Raw genomic sequence first — 18,917 nt, forward strand, 5'->3', positions numbered from 1 at the left:
AATTACTTGCATTGTAATCAAATTAATTATATAAAGTTACCAAAATGAAACTCAACCCTGTGGGTTTTATCTCCTTTAAAGAATACTAGTGGGTGTATAAAAGCAAGGGTTATTAAACCTATTGGTGATTTGCACTGTAATTGCAATCCTGTTGACACTCGATATTTGTACATGCTAGCAAAATTTGGAATGTTACTTTTTATACTCTCATGAGTATTTTTCCAATTACTATCCCATATAGTACCTGCATCTATGAATATGGATGTTCTAAATATATCTCTAAATTTATCCGGCATATATGGAATAGGAAATAAAGCTTCTAAAGTAAAGCTTGCCATAGCATTACCTCCAGATTCTTTATTAGAATTATATAGAGGATATGGCATACTATCTGCGTGTTTATATCGATAAATCATTTTAGGACCCAATAGCATATTAAATCCTCGCGGTGCACCATGATCATAATGCATAAAATAATGCTCATAAAAGGGAGCTTCCTGACCTTTTATTCCTTGCAGATAACCTATTCTTGTACTAGCTAATAAACTAATTAGATATTTTTTACTTAAAGGAAAATAATGTTTAAAAGTTAAATTTATTTTTCTATACGAATTATCTGACAGTGGAAGAGTGATTGTATGATCTAAATTGACATAATTACCTGTGAAAGGAAATCCAGTATTGTTTAGATTACTAAACGTAATACTATTATACAATTTGAAATCATTCATTAATAAATTATTTTTGATGGGTTTCTTTCTTAAAGTAGCTAAATAACGCAATGATGCTATATCATTGGGAATATTAGATAATATATTACGAAAATAATTACCGCCAATACTAAATACAATGTTTTTAGAAATTGGAATACACAATCTCAAATCACCAGCCATTCTTGTGTCCCAAAAAGGGCTTGAAAATTTCATAAGTGTTTCAGTAGAGTGATATTGCCATACGTGTCTAAAATTTATATTTGTATTATTTAATAAATGGGGGTTATTCCATAAAAATATAAGTAAATGCTTACTAATCTCAAGCATCATATTTCTACCTGTACCCATAAAGTTTGTATCGGTTATTTGTATTGATGTTTTTGGATTAGACGACAGTATATTATGTTTTAAACTCACCCTCTTCATTATTGATTCTTTTACCTGATATGTAATATCTATTTTATTCGATGATTTTGATACTCGTTTTATGAGTGGGGTTACATTATATATTAAATTGCTATTTATTAAACTAAACATATCTTGTAGAATTAAATCACTATTTATCACAGTTTTTTCTGATTGCTTTATTTCTTTTCTTAAAGTTGAATCTTTGGTATAACTATTACCTGCGAATTCTATTTTATTGACATAGCATTGTTTACCCGGTCGAATGTATAGTCTTATTTCTACTGTTTTATTTTTACGATTAATAAATATTTGCTTACTTATATTGGCATATATATAACCATATATTGCTAAAATATGTTTAATCTTTTTTGCTATTTTTATAATCTTAAAGAGCTTATATGTTTCTCCTGGTTGAGGTATCCCTGTAATATTATGAAAAATATTTTCTAATTTATCTCCATATAATTCATTTGATGATTTATTTAATAGATTCTCATTATCAAAAAATACCTTACCAATTTTATATGGCTCACCTTCAAATATATTTATATGTATATCAATATCTTTTTTGTCTGGTGTTATAGTTGCTTCAGGATCATAAACTTGACTTTCTAAATATCCATGATTATAGTAAAAAAAATGTAACTTCTGCTTATCTCTAATTAATGTATTAGTGTTAAATTGTACATCTGGAGATTTAACAAACCAATGTTTTCTATTTAACTTAAATTTACTAATAAGTTTTTTCCAATAATATTTATTAGTTCCAGTGATATTGACTTCTCTAATATTTGTAGTAAAATTATTACCCATATTAAAATTAATTAATTTTAATATGGGTAAATTAGTTAATTTTTCAAATTTAGTATATATATCAGATTTATATTTACTTACATTAAAAAAAAAATTTCTTATTGATATTTTTGTTGCCTTAAGTGTAAAATAGTTTAGTAAACCATATTGTTGTAGGCCTATAATATGAAAGTTTTTCGAGATAATTGGATCTTTAAAAGTATTATTATTATTAATAGATACTATAGGATACTCTTTGTATTTTTTATTACATAAAAAAATAGTACTATTACATAACAATGCTAATACTAAAAAATACTTTCTAATCATTATTATATCTAATCAACTCATTTCGTTTTTATTATTTTAAAATATGTAATAAATCATTATAAAATATTAATAATATTAATAAAAGTAAAACAATTGAACTAATGTGATAACTGATATTATATATTTCTTCAGATAATGGTTTTCCAATTATTATTTCTATAAATAAGAATAACAAATGTCCGCCATCTAAAATAGGCAAAGGAAACATATTCATTATAGCTAAATTGATGCTAATTAAAGATAAAAACATTAAATAGGATATCAGTCCATGTTTTGCGGCATTAGCAGCGTTTTCGACTATAGATATAGGACCACTTAAATAGGTTATTTTCATTTGTCCTGTAAGGATTTTTATTAAAGCAGATATCGTTAATTCAATTAATTGAAAAATTTTTTTTACAGATAATTCTATCAGTTTTATAGGATTATGATATTTAATTATTTTGTAGGTATTAGATAATACAGCTACTTTAGATGAAAAACCTATTAAACATTTATTTTGGTAAATCTCTGGTATGAATTTAAGCTGTAATATAAGACCTTGTCTGTTAACCTTAAGAACAAAAATTCTACCAGGATAACTGTGTAATAGATTTAAATAATCTTGCCCATTACTAACCGGTTTATTATCTATTGCAATAATTTTATCTCCAATATGCAAGCCAGCTTTACTAGCAGGAGTATATGGTTCTACTGCAACTATGATATTTTCAATATTTATATGTTTAGGAATTATGCCTATTGCTAGAAGTGGATCATATTTTACATGAGGATTAAATTGTAGAGTTTTTAAATTAATTTGCCTTATCTGAATATTATTATCGTTTAAGGATGATAATTTAATAATTACTTTCTTACCTGTTTTATTTAGTAATGTTCTTGTAACTTCATCCCAGTCAGAAATTTTTACATCATCAATATACTTAACTTCCATATTTGGCTGTATCTGAGCCTCTGCAGCTAGAGATTTTGTTAATACATCACCAATTACAGGTTTAAAATTAGGTATACCAATAAACAAAACTATACAATAAACAGTGATTGCAAAAATTATATTTGCAATAGGACCAGCGGCAAAAATTGTAGCTTTTTGCCATATTTTTTTTGAATTAAAAGTTTTATGTAGCATTGGCACAGGTACATCGTCTGTACGCGTATCTAACATTTTCACATAACCACCGAAAGGAATCAAAGCAATAATATATTCTGTACCTTTTTTATCCAAGTACTTCCAAATGGTCTTACCAAAACCAATAGAGAAAGATTGTACTTGCACACCACATAAACGAGCTGCAAAAAAATGTCCTCCTTCATGAACAGTTATTAAGGTTGCAAATGTGATGATAAAAGTTATGAAAATTATTATTAAATTCAACATTTCACATGTCCTCATATTATATGAGATACAAGAATAAATGGAAATACAGTAATTGCAACTATTAAACTATAGATGCGATCTAATATACCTTTATGACCGGATATTGTATTTATGTCCTTGATACCTACTTCCCGTTTAAAGATATTTTTAGTAATATCTGCTAAAATAGTAAATAAATTTACAGTGATTGTATAAATAACTAAGGTAATTGAGGATATACCAAGAAGCACAAAAATTACATTTATCCATGCGATTATCATTGATAAAATATTGCCAATCATATATGCTACTGAATCTAATCCACAAACTCTAAACATCACAAAAAGTAACCAAAAAGCTCAAGTGTAATGATTAGTTTGAGAGTAGTTGTGATGTTATTAAGATATGACTAGAATAAAATGCAACAAATATTAATAAAAAACATAGTTTTATGTATAATGAATTTCACTATATATTTGCTTAATTTAGATAAAAACTATTGATAATAGGGTCTGGGTCTATACCAACCATAAAAGTATAATTACTAAAAATAGCAAAATTTAATTTTCAATACAACATACTATATTGATCAGATAAAAAGCTAAAAACCTATATAAACCAGCTAAGAAAAGTTTTATTTTATTTGATTGTAGTTGCAGTAACTGCCTTTCTTACCAGGAAGTAACAGTACACAAAATCACAGTAAATAATGTAAATACAATATATGGTAATAAGAATAATACACTTACCACTAATGGAATCAAAACTAAAGTACTCATAACATATATTCTTAACATGTAGTGCTCCCTACTTTAGTAAAGTTTATTCCAGAGCTACCGAAGCGTCTTTCTCGTAAATAAAAATCATTTATGGCATTTTCAAATATACTTTCATTAAAATCTGGCCAAAAGACATCAGTAAACCAAAATTCTGAATAAGCAATCTGCCATAATAGAAAGTTACTTATTCTATATTCTCCACCTGTTCTTATTAACAAATCTACAGGAGCTAAGTCTTGCAAGCAAAGTTCATTAGCTAAGGTTTGTTCTTCAATCTGTTGTGGAAATAGTAATCCAGCTTGTACTTTTTGAGCGATTTTTTTAGTCCCTTCGATGATATCCCATTGTCCACTATAATTAATGGCAATATTTAGATTAATTCCTTTGTTGTTTTTGGTTGCATTTTCTGCTAATAAAATATTTCTTTGAAGATTTTTATTAAGAAAATTTATATCACCAATAACTCGCAAACATATATTATATTTATGTAAATGTTTGAGTTCATATTCTATAGCCAACTCTAATAGTTGCATCAAAGAATTTATTTCTTGTATAGGACGTCTCCAGTTTTCTCTACTAAAGGCATATAATGTCAAACATTCAATTTTATGATCTAATGCAAAATGAACAGCTCGTTTAACTGATTCTATTCCGGCTTTATGTCCAAATATTGGTAATTGACCTCGTTTTCTAGCCCAACGACTATTCCCATCCATAATAATAGCAACATGACGCAGTAATGCTTTTTTTTGATATGCAATTTTATCATGATTACAAGACATACAAAATAACCAATTAGAGTTATGATAATTAATGTAATTTATTTAAGATATTTATAATGTATCATTATTGGATAGCATATCAATATGCTAAATATATATTTTATTTATAAATATAGTTTTATTTTAGTTTATCTCTATGGTATCTAAAGTAAATAATATCTATAATTTACGGTTATTAAATATAATTTGCGGTATGTACAGTTTGTACAAAAATATCACATATAACCATACATAAATTTACTTACTAGTAAATGTTAACTTAATATTGCTGTAATGACATTGAAGAATATATATCTATTTTGATTAATGAAGATTAATCACATGTTATGTGAAATAGAAATACAGTAAACTGCAAGCATGCTCCATAGCAGGCTTACCATCAACTATAAATAATCCCTGTACTGCGATATGTTCAAGACCCTTATTCATCAATGAATCCATTGACCAATGAAGATGAACACAATCTGCTTAGGTATTATTTTAACTATATACTTGCAACAGTTGATCCATGTCATCTAGTGCTTCTATAAATGAATAACAGCAGGTAAGTTATTTTATTATACAGACACTGTTTTTTCGGCTAGAATAGCTGCTAATTTATCTAACTACTGGTATTACTTAATCTACTTTAAATAAATACTCTTCAATTGCTAATTTGTTCATAAGCATACTCATAGTAAATGATATAATTTATTTAATATACAAAATATTATTGATATACTTAAATTCGCATCAGTTCTTTTTCTTTTTCATGCAAAATATCATCAACCTTTTTGATGTACTTACTAGTCATTTTTTGAATTTCTTCTTGACATTGACGCTCTTCATCTTCAGTAATAATTTTATTTTTTAACAAATTTCTAATTTTGTCGTTTTCATCTCTTCTTATATTACGTACAGATATACGGCTATTTTCTGCTTCTGTACGAACTATTTTCATAAGTTTTTTTCTACGATCTTCAGTTAAAGGAGGTATGGGTATTCGAATATCATTCCCTATAACATTAGGATTTAAATCTAAATCAGAATTTCTAATTACTCGCTCAACAGCAGTTTTTATGGAATTATCAAATAAACTAATTTTTAACGTATGTAAATCTTCTAGACTAATATTAGCTAATTTATTTAATGGGGTTAATATTCCATAATATTCTATTAATATATCTTTGATTAACAATGGAGAAGCTCTACCAGTTCTTATTTTAGAAATAGTTTTTTCAAAAGCTAAAATACATTTTTGCATACGAAAATCAGATTGTTTTTTTATATTATTAATCACATGTAATCCTTTAATTATCTAGATATACTCTGTTTCGGATACTTCTCAAGAAAATTAATTTTTAAATATAGGATATATATTATACAATATATCCAACCCATTTTTAATGGGAAATTAATGTACCTTCTGTTTTACCCATAACGATTCTAATTAAAGCTCCTGATTTATTCATATTAAAAACATGGATAGGTAATTGATGATCTCTAGCTAATGTAAAGGCTGCTAAATCCATTATTTTAAGTTCTTTTTGTAAAATATCTTTATAATTTAAAGTATTATATAATACTGCTTTTGGATATATTATAGGGTCTGCTGAGTAAACTCCATCTACTTTTGTGGCTTTTATTACAATATTAGCATTTATTTCAATAGCACGTAAACAAGCAGCGGAATCAGTAGTAAAAAATGGATTACCAGTACCAGCTGCAAAAATTACTACTTTATTAGCACGGAGTAAACTAATTGCTTTTGTCCAGCTGTAGTTATCACAAATACCATTTAATGGTATAGCTGACATTAATCGTGCATTAACTTGTATACGTTGAAGAGAATCTCTTATTGCTAGACCATTTATCACAGTAGCTAACATACCAATGTGATCTGCTACTACACGATTCATGCCAATATTAGCTAAACTAGCTCCACGAAAAATATTACCACCACCAATAACCACTGCTACTTGTACTTTTAAATTGCTGAGTTCTTTTATTTCTTTAGCGATAATATTCAGTTTCTGTTCATCTATTCCAAAATTATTCGCTCCTTGTAAACCTTCTCCACTCAACTTTAATAATATACGTTGATAAATAGGTTTCACTATATATCTCCAAAATATTGCTATTAAAAATAATAAATGTGATAATAAAAATTATTCCCCTATAATAGAGGATTAATAATAATACCATTAAAATCAGACTAAAACAGCTATATGTTTCTTCAGAAAATTTAGATACGTAAGCAACTTATGGATTATTTTAAATCGCCTCTCCTAATTCAAACCGAAAAAATTTTTTTACTGTGGCTTGTTCTTCTCTTAAAATATGACCAACAGTTTTGGTATTATCAAAAATAAATTTTTGATTAACTAAAGAAATTTCATCTGTAAATTTTTTCATTTTTCCTTCAATAATTTTATTTTCAATTTCAATAGATTTGTTCTTTTGTAACACCAGTTCCCGTTGAATTTGATATTCACGTTCAATGATTTTAGCAGGAATGTCTTTATTACTAATATAATCTGGTTTACTGGCTGCAATATGCATAGCAATCTGTTTGATAAAATTTGGTTTGGCATTAATAGCTGATATTAACACACCAATGCGACTTCCATGAATATAAAAACCTATATGGTCTTCTTGCAAAAAAACCATTCTACGAATAACAATATTTTCTTTAAATTGACTCATTAATAATGAAAGTTTGTCCTCATATTTTTGTTGAAGTACTTCTATAGATAAAATATTTTGTTTGTTTGCTGTATGTAAAACTTCTTTACAAAATGTTAAAAAGATCTCATCTCTGGATACAAAGTCAGTTTCACAATTTATTTCAATCATAATGCCTTTGTTATCTTTAACTTCAATAAGAATACAACCTTCTTTAGCTATTCTGATGGATTTTTTTGCTACTTGTGTTTTTCCTGCTTTACGCATATTATCAATAGCAATTTCTATGTTACCATTTGATTGAAGTAAAGCTTTTTTGCATTCCATGATACCAGAGCCAGTAAGTTCTCTTAATTCTTTAATTAAAGATGCGCTAACATTATTCATATTAAGTGGCCTTATTTTTCGTCACCCCTATTAACATAATATTATCTCTAAAGGGTTATGAATCATTACTTTTACTAAAAATGGGTGTTTATGTTGTTTCAGAAGATTCTTGTGCTATATAATTTTTATTATTTCCAATAACACTTTTAATGATGGAAAGATAAAAATTGATTGAACGCATGGCATCATCATTTCCTGGAATAATGAAATTAATACCATCTGGATTTGAATTAGTATCTACTATAGCAAAAACTGGAATACCTAAATGATTAGCTTCTTGCACTGCTATATGTTCATGACTAGCATCTATGACGAATAATGCATCGGGTAATCCTCCCATGTCTTTTATTCCACCTAAACTTTTTTGTAATTTAGACAGTTCGCGGGCCCGTATGATAGCTTCTTTTTTAGTTAATTGTAGAAATGTGCCGTCTTTACTTTGTATTTCCAATTCTTTAAGTCTTTTAATAGATTGACGCACTGTTTTCCAGTTAGTTAGCATACCTCCTAACCATCTATGAGTTACGAAAAATTGTTTACATATTATAGCTGTTTCTTCTACTGCTGCACTAGCTGATTTTTTGGTACCTACGAATAAAATTTTACCGTCATGGGAAACAATTTTTTTTAATTCAGTTAATGCTAATTTAAACATTAATACCGTTTTTTCAAGATCAATAATATGAATTTTGTTGTATACACCAAAGATGAATGGTTGCATCTTTGGATGCCAGTAACGTTTTTGATGACCAAAGTGTACACCAGCTTTTAGCATATCTCGCATAGAAATAGTTAACATATATTACCTCTGATAATAGCTTCATTTGGTTAATTGTTCATGTAGGTGCATGTTTTATAGGTAGCTAATTTGAACATCAGCTATAAATTATATTCATACAGAATCATAAATAAAACTTACAGTACCACAACTACGAAACTATGTAAAATATTAATATTTAAAATGTTATTTTATAAAATCTAATTTAATTACCAAATAACTATTAAATTTTTACAAATAAAATGTATATCTAATATTATATATATAGCAATATATATTGCTACATTATATGAAAAACTCAATTTTGAAATAAATATTCACTTAAATAGTAAAATGTATGTTACATTATAATGTATATATATATTATATGTGGTATAAATTATCATATTTAGAATAGAATATTCCTAAATTGCTAATTTTATTAAAATATATCTAATGGGATTTTTATAACTAATATATCTGTGCTATTTCGCATTGCGAATTTAGGAAAAATTATGCAACAATTAAAGAGTACTATTGAGTCTGCTTTCGAACATCTGGATAAAATTACACCAAATAATACCGATCCTGTAACTTATAATGCTGTTAATCAAGTAATGGTGTTATTGGATAAAGGTATCCTACGTGTTGCCGAAAAGATCGGTAGGAAGTGGATAACACATCAATGGTTAAAAAAAGCTGTATTGCTATCTTTTCGCGTTAATGATAATCTGGTTATGGCAGGTTCTGAAACAAGATTTTTTGATAAAATACCTATGAAGTTTTCGGAATATGATGATATTCGCTTTAAAACAGAAAAAATTAGAGTTGTTCCTCCCGCCGCTGTGCGTAAAGGAGCATTTATTGGACGTAATACAGTATTAATGCCTTCATATATTAATATAGGTGCATATGTTGATGAAGGTAGTATGATTGATACATGGTCTACCGTAGGTTCTTGTGCTCAAATAGGTAAAAATGTTCATTTATCTGGAGGTGTAGGTATAGGAGGAGTACTAGAACCAATCCAAAATAATCCTACCATTATTGAAGATAATTGTTTTATTGGTGCACGATCGGAGATCGTAGAGGGTGTAATCGTCGAAGAAGGTTCAGTCATTTCTATGGGAGTATATATTAGTCAGAGTACCAAAATTTATGACCGTGAAACAGACGAAATTTACTATGGACGTATACCGGCAGGTTCTGTCGTTATTCCTGGCAATATACCGGCTAAAAATGGCAAATATAGTTTATACTGCGCAATAATTGTAAAAAAAGTTGACAAAGACACAAATAAAAAAATCAGTATCAATGAGTTGCTGAGAATAATCGATTAAGCATAAACAGCTAATATGGATCGCTACCGCAGGCGGTCCACTATAATAGATCACTCTAAAAATATTCTGGAGTAATTTATGAAAGTAGGCCTAATTGGAGCCATGGAAGAAGAAATTATTTTCCTGATTAATAAAATTGAAAATAGGAAAAAAAAAATATTAGCAGGTTATAACTTTTATACAGGAATTTTAAATGATATAAAGGTAATTATATTGCAATCAAATATCGGTAAGACAGCTGCTGCCATTAGTACTACTTTAATGCTTAAATTTTACCAACCGGATATAGTTATTAATACAGGATCAGCTGGTGGTTTATCACCATTATTGAAAACAACAGATATAGTAGTATCTGAGGAATTACTTTATTATGATGTAGATGTTACTGCTTTTGGTTATCTGCCAGGACAAATGGCAGGTTGTCCCGAAATTTTCACGGCAGATAGAAAATTAATTACCTTAGTGGAATCTACTATTAAAGAATTAAAAATAAATATTTTACGTGGATTAATTATTAGTGGAGATACCTTTATTAATGGCGGAAAACAACTGAAAAACATACGTAGGATTTTTCCTAAAGCTATTGCAGTAGATATGGAAGCAACAGCGATTGCTCATGTATGTTATCAGTTTCGGATACCATTTGTAGCAATTCGTTCTATTTCTGATTTAGCAGATAGCCAATCACATTTAAATTTTAAGACTTTTTTAAATGAAGCGGCACAAAGATCATTTTATATGATAGATCATCTAATGGTTAAATTAAGACATTCAGATGGTATATTTGCTAGTTAATATTATTTATTCTTATTGTTAAAAGATATAAAAATTGTTATTATATGGTAAATGATGACCCGCAACTACACGTAGATTTAGCATTGGGATTTATTACTACAAAACGTGAACCTTTGATATTTTCAACATAGTCTATTGAAGCGCCTAATAAATATTGTATACTCATAGGATCTACTACCAATGCCACACCTTTTTTCTCAATGATTACATCATCTTTATTAACCTTATCATCAAGGAGAAATCCATATTGAAATCCACTACAACCACCACCTGAAATATATATACGTAATTTGAGGGAAAAATTGTTTTCTTTACTAATTAATTTTTTTATTTTATCAGCTGCTATATCAGTAAATTTTAATTTTATTGATGAATTATCAAACATATGATACCTCAATTAGTAAATTTTATATTTGTTTAAATTAATATTACTTCATTAATTTTTCTGGTATTTATGTTTTACTTATAACTAGATAATTTATTTAGTATAGCTGATGGCTAGTAACCATACACAACAATATTAACTTGTAAATACATTTAATTATGTGTATCCCTTAATTTATATATTAGACATGTATATTGATAAATATCTTTAGTGAATTATTTGAAATTTAAAAATTTCTATTTACACTATAGAAGTAAATAAACATGAAATATTATTGATTGTTAAAATTTATGACTAAATATATATAATAATTTTTATTAGGAGAAAGTATATGCAACTAAAACCAAAACAAAAGATATTATCTTCGTTAAGTCTTTTCTCTTTAGCTGGTGTTCAACCTTATATAGAAAAGCAAGGAGAACCATATATGAACCAAAATCAAATAAATCATTTTAAAAAAATTTTAGAAACTTGGCGTAAGCAGTTAAAAGAAGAAATTCACAAAACTCTTTCTTATATGCAAGATAAAGCTATAAATTTTCCTGATCCAGTAGATCGAGCTGTTCAAGAAGAAGAATTTAATTTAGAACTACGTAATAGTGATCGTGAACGTAAATTAATAAAAAAGATAGAAAAAACTTTAAAAAATCTGCAAGAAAATCATTTTGGATACTGTGAATCATGTGGTGTAGAAATTGGTATTCGTCGTTTAGAAGCACGTCCTACTGCTGATCTGTGCATAGATTGTAAAACAGTAGCAGAAATGAGAGCAAAACAAATAGCTGGTTAAATATTAAAAAGTCAAATATAACTGTTGTTCAGTACAATTTTCAAGATCATATCGTAATGAAGTTTAATGATTAAAGCTATTAACGTAAAATACGTTTACAATCATACTAAATACATGTATTGATTAAATAAAAAGGTAAATAGCAGTATAAATAAACTTATTTTTAATATGATTATATCAAATAGAATAAATATCTTGATTGATATTTATCAATTATTTGAATATAATTTCTTTAAATAAGGAATAAAAATTATTGTTATTTACTTGAAAAAAGTAAAAATAAAAATACTCTTTTAATTAAATTTTGATACAATATCATTGTCATTGATATATAAATTATTTTATAGATTTATCAATCCCTATTGAAAGATAATTAGTAACTGTTAATATAAAACCAGCTATGATCATCATTTCTCATAAAAGTCACAATATTTATCGCAAAAACATCAGTCAAAATGCGTTGAAGGTACTTCATCGCTTGAATAAACTAGGTTATGAAGCTTACTTAGTAGGTGGTAGTGTGCGTGATTTACTATTAGGAAAACATCCTAAAGATTATGATATAACAACTAATGCTACTCCAGAGCAATTAAGAAAACTTTTTCGTAATTGTCGTCTAATAGGTAGACGATTTCGTTTAACACATATAATATTTGGACATGAAATAATTGAAGTAGCAACTTTTAGAGGTCATCATATATTTAATAAAGCACAAAAAAAAACAGATAAAAATACTTCTCAGTATAGTAAAAATGGAATGTTATTAAGAGATAATATATTTGGAACTATTGAAGATGATGCTCATCGCCGGGATATTACAATTAATAGTCTTTATTATAGCATCACTGATTGTACGATTCGCGACTATGTAGGAGGGTTACAAGATCTTAAGCAAGGAGTTATTCGTCTTATTGGTGAACCTGAAATGAGATATAGAGAAGATCCAGTTAGAATGCTAAGAGTAGTACGTTTTGCTGCTAAATTAAATATGCATATTGCACCAGAAACAGCTCAACCCATACCATATCTTGCTATTCTTCTAAATAATATTCCTCCGGCACGATTATTTGAAGAATTTTTAAAACTTTTTCATAATGGATATGGTTATAGAACTTATTTAATGCTACGTAAATATAAACTATTTCAATTACTTTTTCCAACTCTAACCCATTACTTCACTAATGAAAACGGTACTCCTATAGATAAGATGGTCATACACGTACTTAAACAAGCTGATGAACACAATAACAATGATATTATCCTTAATACCGCGTGTTTATTTGCAGCGATGTTTTGGTATCCTCAAATAGAGTTAACTGAGCAAATTATTAAAAAACAAAACATTTTATATTACGATGCGTTCCTTATGGCTATAAATAATACATTAAGTGAAGCTTCTAAAAAAATTGCTATTCCTAAAAAGATTATCACTTTTATCAAAGATATTTGGAATTTACAATTACGTATAGCGTGTATACATGGAAAATATGCTTGGAAGTTAATGAAACATCCTAAATTTCATGCTGCTTATAATTTATTGTATTCACGTGCTATTATAGAAAATAACTCACAATTATTATATTTAGCAAAATGGTGGCAAAATTTTCAAATAGCTACTATTCATCAACAGAAAATTATGTTAAAAGATATTAGCAGTGATTCCACAATCATACGTAGTGAAAATATATATTGTCTATCTAATAATTATAACAATAGTATTTTAATATAATGACAATAGCTTATATTGCTATCGGTAGTAATTTAGCAAATCCACTATTACAAGTTCATATTGCACTGAATTATATAGATAAAATACCCCGTACTAAGCGTATAGCAACTTCTGATTTTTACAGAACCATTCCTTATGGAGGTCATAAACAACCAGATTACCTCAACGCAGTAATTATGTTACAAACAGAATTATCTGTAGAAGTGTTATTTAATTATATTCAACAGATTGAATTAAAACAAGGTAGGTTGCGTACTAAAAACAAATGGCAAGCTCGAAACATAGATTTAGATCTATTACTATTTGGTAATAGTACAATCCATACAAAATTCTTAAAAATTCCACATTATGATATGCACAACCGTGCATTTGTACTTATACCTTTAATACAGCTTTCTCCGGATTTACATTTACCTGACGGACGTTCTATTATCTTTTGTATGAATAATTTAGATTCAACTAACATTCAATATTGGAATAAATAAATATTACTGCAATTTTTATTGTCTACTATAAGTAAGTAAACATTTATCAAAAATTAGTAAAATAGTGAGTACATAATGCAAACTACTATTTTGGATCTTTTTCAATGGAAAGCTAGCAACCATAAATTTGCTGCTCTTACTGCTTATGATTTTAGTTTCGCTCGCCTATTCTATAATGAAGGAATACAAGTATTACTTGTTGGAGATTCTTTAGGAATGACTTTACAAGGTTATGAATCTACTTTGTTTGTAAGGATTAAAGACATTGCTTATCATACTTCTGCAGTGAGAAGAGGTGCACCAAAAGCATTATTACTAGCGGACTTACCATTTATGAGTTATTCAACACCACTTAAAGCATTTAAGAACGCAGAAATTGTAATGCGTGCTGGTGCTAATCTAGTAAAATTAGAAGGTGGTGAATGGTTATGTCATACAATAAAAATGCTGACAGAAAGATCAGTACCAGTTTGTGGGCACTTAGGTTTAACCCCTCAATCAATTAACATTTTAGGTAAATATAAAGTTCAAGGTCGTAATAAAGATTCTGCAGAAAAATTAATCTCAGATGCAATAGCACTAGAATCTGCAGGAGCTAAATTAATCGTACTAGAATGTGTGCCTTTTAATTTAGCAAAAATTATAACTACTACATTAACTATACCAGTTATAGGTATTGGATGTGGTAATGTAACAGATGGTCAAATTCTTGTTATGCATGATTTATTAGGTATTACTGGTAATTTAATTCCTAGGTTCGCAAAAAATTTTCTTAAAAATAGCAATGATATTAGATCTGCTATACGTTGTTATATTGATGAAGTACAATCTGGCAAATATCCTTCTCTAGAACACACTTTTCAATAAAGAAATTAGGGTAATTTGTATGCTAATTGTTGAATCTATCTGTGTATTGCGTTTTGTAATAAAACATTGGCATAGGAAAAACCAAAATGTTGCCTTAGTCCCTACTATGGGTAGTATACATGAGGGTCATTTAAGTCTGGTAGCAGCAGCAAGAAAGCATGCAGATATCGTTATAGTATCTATATTTATTAATCCTATGCAATTTGATAAAAATGAAGATTTTTATATTTATCCACGTAGTTTAGAAGAAGATTATATTAAACTCAAAAAAAACAATGTTGATTTAGTATTTTCTCCCTCAATATCTAGTATTTATCCAGAAGGAATATCAAATCATACATATGTTGAAGTACCCAAATATTCTAGAATACTAGAAGGTGTAAACCGTCCTAAACATTTTCGTGGAGTTACCACTTTAATTAGCAAATTGTTTAATTTTATTAAACCAAATATTGCTTATTTTGGAGAGAAAGACTTTCAACAAGTATTTATTGTTAAAAAATTAGTTGTTGATATGGGTTATGATATCAATATCATTAGTGTTCCAACCTTAAGAACAAAGGATGGTCTTGCACTAAGCTCCCGTAATAAGTATTTAACAACTGAAGAAAAAAAATTGGCTATTATGCTCAATAAAACCATAAACATAATGGCCACACAATTAAAAGAACGCAAATGGTGCATAGAAAAAATTATTTCAGAAGGTGAAATTCTATTGAAAAAATGCGGTTTTAAAATAGATATTTTGACAATTTGTCATCCAATCTCTTTAGATATATTAAAAGAACACGATGATTGTGCAGTTATTATAGCTGCAGCTTGGCTTGGTAAAACTAGATTAATTGATAATAAAACCCTATATTTATAAATATAGGGTTTTATAAATTTTTGATGACTTAACTAATTAATTAATAGTCTTTATTTAAACTAAATGATATTATATAAACAATTAAAAAAAGATATTCTCTTATAAAGAGAATATCTTCTATATCTTATAGAATAGCTAGTAAATAAATATATTTAAATATGCATGTTAAAATTAATATTTTCATGAAAAAGGATTTACAGCATGAAAGTAATTTCGTTTAATATTAATGGAATAAGAGCTAGATTGCATCAGCTAGAAGCTTTAGTTAGGTTACATAACCCAGATATTATAGGATTACAAGAAACAAAAGTACATGATGATTTTTTTCCCAGAGAAGAAATAAATACATTAGGCTACAAAACCTTTTTTTATGGACAAAAAAAAGATTATGGCGTTGCTATTCTATGTAAACATTCTCCTATTAAAATATATTATGGATTTCCTGATGAAAATATTGAAATATCACAAAAAAGAATCATAATTACTGAATTCATCAGTCCCATTGGGAACATTACTATAATTAATGGTTATTTTCCACAAGGAAATAATCGCAATGATAAAATAAAATTTGCAGCTAAAGAAAAATTTTTTCATGATTTACAAAGTTATTTAGAAACAAAATTAACCGCAAATACTCCAATATTAATTATTGGTGATATAAATATTAGTGCAACTGATAATGATATTGGTATTGGTGAAACACAATACAAAAAGTGGTTAAAAATAGGGAAATGTTCTTTCCTTCCTGAAGAACGATTTTGGATTAAAAAATTACTTGATTGGGGATTAATAGATATATGGCGTTTTCATAATCCAAATGTAAAGAATAGATTCTCTTGGTTTGATTATAAAGGAAACAATTTTGTTAATAACAGAGGATTACGTATTGATTCACTTTTAGTAAGCAGTATACTTGCTAAGTGTTGTGTGGAGACAGGTATTGATTATAAGATACGGAGCATGTATAAACCATCAGATCATGCTCCTATATGGGCCAAATTTGATTTGGATTAACTATTTTAAATAATCTGTATTAATTATGATAGAGTATTATTTTAAATTAATGTGGAGTATCTTCAATGGGTATTTTATCGAAAATAATTCATAATATTTTGACTGAGAAGTTAAAAACTATGAATATTATTAAAAAATTTACGATTAATAAATCAGTAATAATTTTAACAGCTTTTCTTATAGTATTCGGCTGGATTCCTACAGAAAACAACAGTTACAATAAATATATGGTTTTTATTACTAAATCAAGAGAAACATCAAAAATAAATAACAAACTTATGAATGAATTTTTATCAAATGTCCACAAATATACTCATGACACTTATATAAGTCTCAAACGTTCTCCTACTCATTCTGAGAAGGATCGAGATTATATAAATAATTTTTTTGATAACAGTTTTATACATACACATGGTAAAATTATTTCACCATCGAATCATCGCATTCCATATATAAAAAAAAGTACAGCAGCATTAGTTGTAAATCCTGCTGAAAATACTGTAAAGACTGCTGAAAATACTGTAAATCCTGCTGAAAATACTGTAAATCCTGCTGAAAATACTGTAAAGACTGCTGAAAATACTGTAAATCCTGCTGAAAATACTGTAAATCCTGCTGAAAATACTGTAAATCCTGCTGAAAATACTGTAAATCCTGCTGAAAATACTGTAAATCCTGCTGAAAATACTGTAAATCCTGCTGAAAATACTGTAAATCCTGCTGAAAATACTGTAAATCCTGCTGAAAATACTGTAAATCCTGCTGAAAATACTGTAAAGACTGCTGAAAATACTGTAAAGACTGCTGAAAATACTGTAAAGACTGCTGAAAATACTGTAAAGACTGCTGAAAATACTGTAAAGACTGCTGAAAATACTGTAAAGACTGCTGAAAATACTGTTGTAAAGACTGAGGCTAAAAAACTGCTAATAGATAGTGAAGAATTTGCTAATAAAATTGTTAAAAATTTTGATCCAAATAAAGCATTCATTCAGTTAGATGCACTAAATCGTTACTTTTTTACTGATGGAAAAAGTCAAAATGATACTAATACTAATCATCAGAACTATGCTAATCGCATTCTGAAGCCCTTATTTGATAAAGCGTTTATACCGTTCAATGTGGATCAAAACCATAACTATACTTTCTTGCTATTCAAAAAAATACAGGTTTCATTAAGTAGGCATATAGGTTTAAATAATGTAACTGATTACCGAATAAACATAAATTGGTCTACACCTTCAGCTCCAAACAAATAAATCTATATAAAACTCTTAAACATTTTTGTGAAACTTACCACTTTGATTAGCAAATTAAAATATTACTTAATTCAGGGAAAAAGAATTTTTAAAAGTATTAATTTACAAAATTAATCATTGATATTTCAATATTTAATTAACATAACTTGTTTTTATAGTAAATTATTGTAATAAATATTTAACAGTTGAGGAAAAAATTGGCTATATATACTTTATCCTCAATAAAATCATAAAAATGATAGCCAAATAATTAAAATAACGATAGTGTATAGAAAAATTTTTTCGGAATATGAAATTCTATTAAAATAATGCGGTTTTAAAATTTATTTTTTTGATAATTTGCGATGCAATATATTTACAAATAGCACGTTTTTTTGCAATACGCAATTATTATAAGCTTGATAAAACCAGATTAA

General features: G+C 27.6%; 19 protein-coding genes. 9 read left to right on the forward strand and 10 right to left on the reverse strand.

Going from position 1 to position 18,917, the window contains the following annotated elements:
* Positions 1 to 26: 26 nt before the first annotated feature.
* From bamA to rpsB, 9 genes are all read right to left on the reverse strand, one after another.
* Positions 27 to 2,243 carry an outer membrane protein assembly factor BamA gene (gene bamA, locus ICMP_RS00985; protein WP_041068946.1) on the reverse strand — a complete coding sequence of 739 codons (2,217 nt, stop codon included), beginning with the start codon at positions 2,241 to 2,243 and terminating at the stop codon, positions 27 to 29.
* A 31-nt stretch (positions 2,244 to 2,274) separates the two neighbouring features.
* Positions 2,275 to 3,621 (reverse strand): RIP metalloprotease RseP, encoded by a 1,347-nt coding sequence (gene rseP / locus ICMP_RS00990; protein ID WP_041068948.1) that lies wholly within the window; start codon positions 3,619 to 3,621, stop codon positions 2,275 to 2,277.
* Between the two features lie 11 nt (positions 3,622 to 3,632).
* Complete coding sequence (locus ICMP_RS00995; protein WP_041068950.1) at positions 3,633 to 3,938, reverse strand: phosphatidate cytidylyltransferase; 306 nt, start codon at positions 3,936 to 3,938, stop codon at positions 3,633 to 3,635.
* Between the two features lie 333 nt (positions 3,939 to 4,271).
* Positions 4,272 to 4,397, reverse strand: a complete 126-nt coding sequence (locus ICMP_RS03460; protein WP_269446734.1) for a hypothetical protein — start codon at positions 4,395 to 4,397, stop codon at positions 4,272 to 4,274.
* Entirely contained in the window at positions 4,391 to 5,161 is a 771-nt protein-coding gene (gene uppS / locus ICMP_RS01000; RefSeq protein WP_041068952.1) for a polyprenyl diphosphate synthase, read from the reverse strand. Before uppS ends, ICMP_RS03460 begins: the two co-directional genes overlap by 7 nt.
* 721 nt (positions 5,162 to 5,882) lie before the next feature.
* A complete protein-coding gene (gene frr / locus ICMP_RS01005; RefSeq protein ID WP_041068954.1) occupies positions 5,883 to 6,440 on the reverse strand; it encodes a ribosome recycling factor in 558 nt (185 codons plus the stop codon).
* Positions 6,441 to 6,543: 103 nt separating this feature from the next.
* Entirely contained in the window at positions 6,544 to 7,257 is a 714-nt protein-coding gene (gene pyrH, locus ICMP_RS01010; protein ID WP_231844668.1) for a UMP kinase, read from the reverse strand.
* A gap of 157 nt (positions 7,258 to 7,414) precedes the next feature.
* Positions 7,415 to 8,212, reverse strand: coding sequence for a translation elongation factor Ts (gene tsf, locus ICMP_RS01015; RefSeq protein WP_041070042.1), 798 nt, complete (start codon positions 8,210 to 8,212; stop codon positions 7,415 to 7,417).
* 88 nt (positions 8,213 to 8,300) lie between these two features.
* On the reverse strand, positions 8,301 to 9,011 hold the full coding sequence (gene rpsB / locus ICMP_RS01020; protein ID WP_041068959.1) for a 30S ribosomal protein S2: 711 nt from the start codon (positions 9,009 to 9,011) through the stop codon (positions 8,301 to 8,303).
* 473 nt (positions 9,012 to 9,484) lie between these two features.
* Between rpsB and dapD the strand changes: the two genes are divergently transcribed.
* Both dapD and mtnN read left to right on the forward strand, forming a co-directional pair.
* Positions 9,485 to 10,309, forward strand: coding sequence for a 2,3,4,5-tetrahydropyridine-2,6-dicarboxylate N-succinyltransferase (gene dapD / locus ICMP_RS01025; RefSeq protein ID WP_041068962.1), 825 nt, complete (start codon positions 9,485 to 9,487; stop codon positions 10,307 to 10,309).
* Positions 10,310 to 10,387: 78 nt separating this feature from the next.
* Entirely contained in the window at positions 10,388 to 11,104 is a 717-nt protein-coding gene (gene mtnN / locus ICMP_RS01030; RefSeq protein WP_041068965.1) for a 5'-methylthioadenosine/S-adenosylhomocysteine nucleosidase, read from the forward strand.
* A gap of 40 nt (positions 11,105 to 11,144) precedes the next feature.
* Here the strand turns inward: mtnN and erpA are convergent, their stop codons facing one another.
* Positions 11,145 to 11,489 (reverse strand): iron-sulfur cluster insertion protein ErpA, encoded by a 345-nt coding sequence (gene erpA / locus ICMP_RS01035; protein ID WP_041068968.1) that lies wholly within the window; start codon positions 11,487 to 11,489, stop codon positions 11,145 to 11,147.
* 331 nt (positions 11,490 to 11,820) lie between these two features.
* On the opposite strand from erpA, the gene dksA reads away from it, so the two are divergent.
* The 7 genes from dksA to ICMP_RS01070 all read left to right on the forward strand — a co-directional run bounded on the left by dksA (position 11,821) and on the right by ICMP_RS01070 (position 18,501).
* Positions 11,821 to 12,279 carry an RNA polymerase-binding protein DksA gene (dksA, locus tag ICMP_RS01040; RefSeq protein WP_041068971.1) on the forward strand — a complete coding sequence of 153 codons (459 nt, stop codon included), beginning with the start codon at positions 11,821 to 11,823 and terminating at the stop codon, positions 12,277 to 12,279.
* Between the two features lie 400 nt (positions 12,280 to 12,679).
* Positions 12,680 to 14,008, forward strand: coding sequence for a polynucleotide adenylyltransferase PcnB (gene pcnB, locus ICMP_RS01045; protein WP_052456808.1), 1,329 nt, complete (start codon positions 12,680 to 12,682; stop codon positions 14,006 to 14,008).
* A complete protein-coding gene (gene folK / locus ICMP_RS01050; RefSeq protein WP_041068975.1) occupies positions 14,008 to 14,493 on the forward strand; it encodes a 2-amino-4-hydroxy-6-hydroxymethyldihydropteridine diphosphokinase in 486 nt (161 codons plus the stop codon). Before pcnB ends, folK begins: the two co-directional genes overlap by 1 nt.
* 72 nt (positions 14,494 to 14,565) lie before the next feature.
* The gene (panB, locus tag ICMP_RS01055; RefSeq protein WP_148310056.1) at positions 14,566 to 15,360 is read left to right on the forward strand and encodes a 3-methyl-2-oxobutanoate hydroxymethyltransferase; all 795 of its coding nucleotides are present in this window, start codon (positions 14,566 to 14,568) and stop codon (positions 15,358 to 15,360) included.
* A gap of 19 nt (positions 15,361 to 15,379) precedes the next feature.
* Positions 15,380 to 16,228 (forward strand): pantoate--beta-alanine ligase, encoded by an 849-nt coding sequence (panC, locus tag ICMP_RS01060; protein WP_041068982.1) that lies wholly within the window; start codon positions 15,380 to 15,382, stop codon positions 16,226 to 16,228.
* Between the two features lie 201 nt (positions 16,229 to 16,429).
* Positions 16,430 to 17,242 carry an exodeoxyribonuclease III gene (gene xthA / locus ICMP_RS01065; protein ID WP_041068985.1) on the forward strand — a complete coding sequence of 271 codons (813 nt, stop codon included), beginning with the start codon at positions 16,430 to 16,432 and terminating at the stop codon, positions 17,240 to 17,242.
* A 65-nt stretch (positions 17,243 to 17,307) separates the two neighbouring features.
* On the forward strand, positions 17,308 to 18,501 hold the full coding sequence (locus ICMP_RS01070) for a ribosomal eL19 family protein (RefSeq protein ID WP_041068988.1): 1,194 nt from the start codon (positions 17,308 to 17,310) through the stop codon (positions 18,499 to 18,501).
* Positions 18,502 to 18,917 lie beyond the last annotated feature (416 nt).

Origin of the sequence: Candidatus Ishikawaella capsulata Mpkobe (genome assembly GCF_000828515.1) — a bacterium.
Classification (GTDB): domain Bacteria; phylum Pseudomonadota; class Gammaproteobacteria; order Enterobacterales; family Enterobacteriaceae; genus Ishikawella; species Ishikawella capsulata.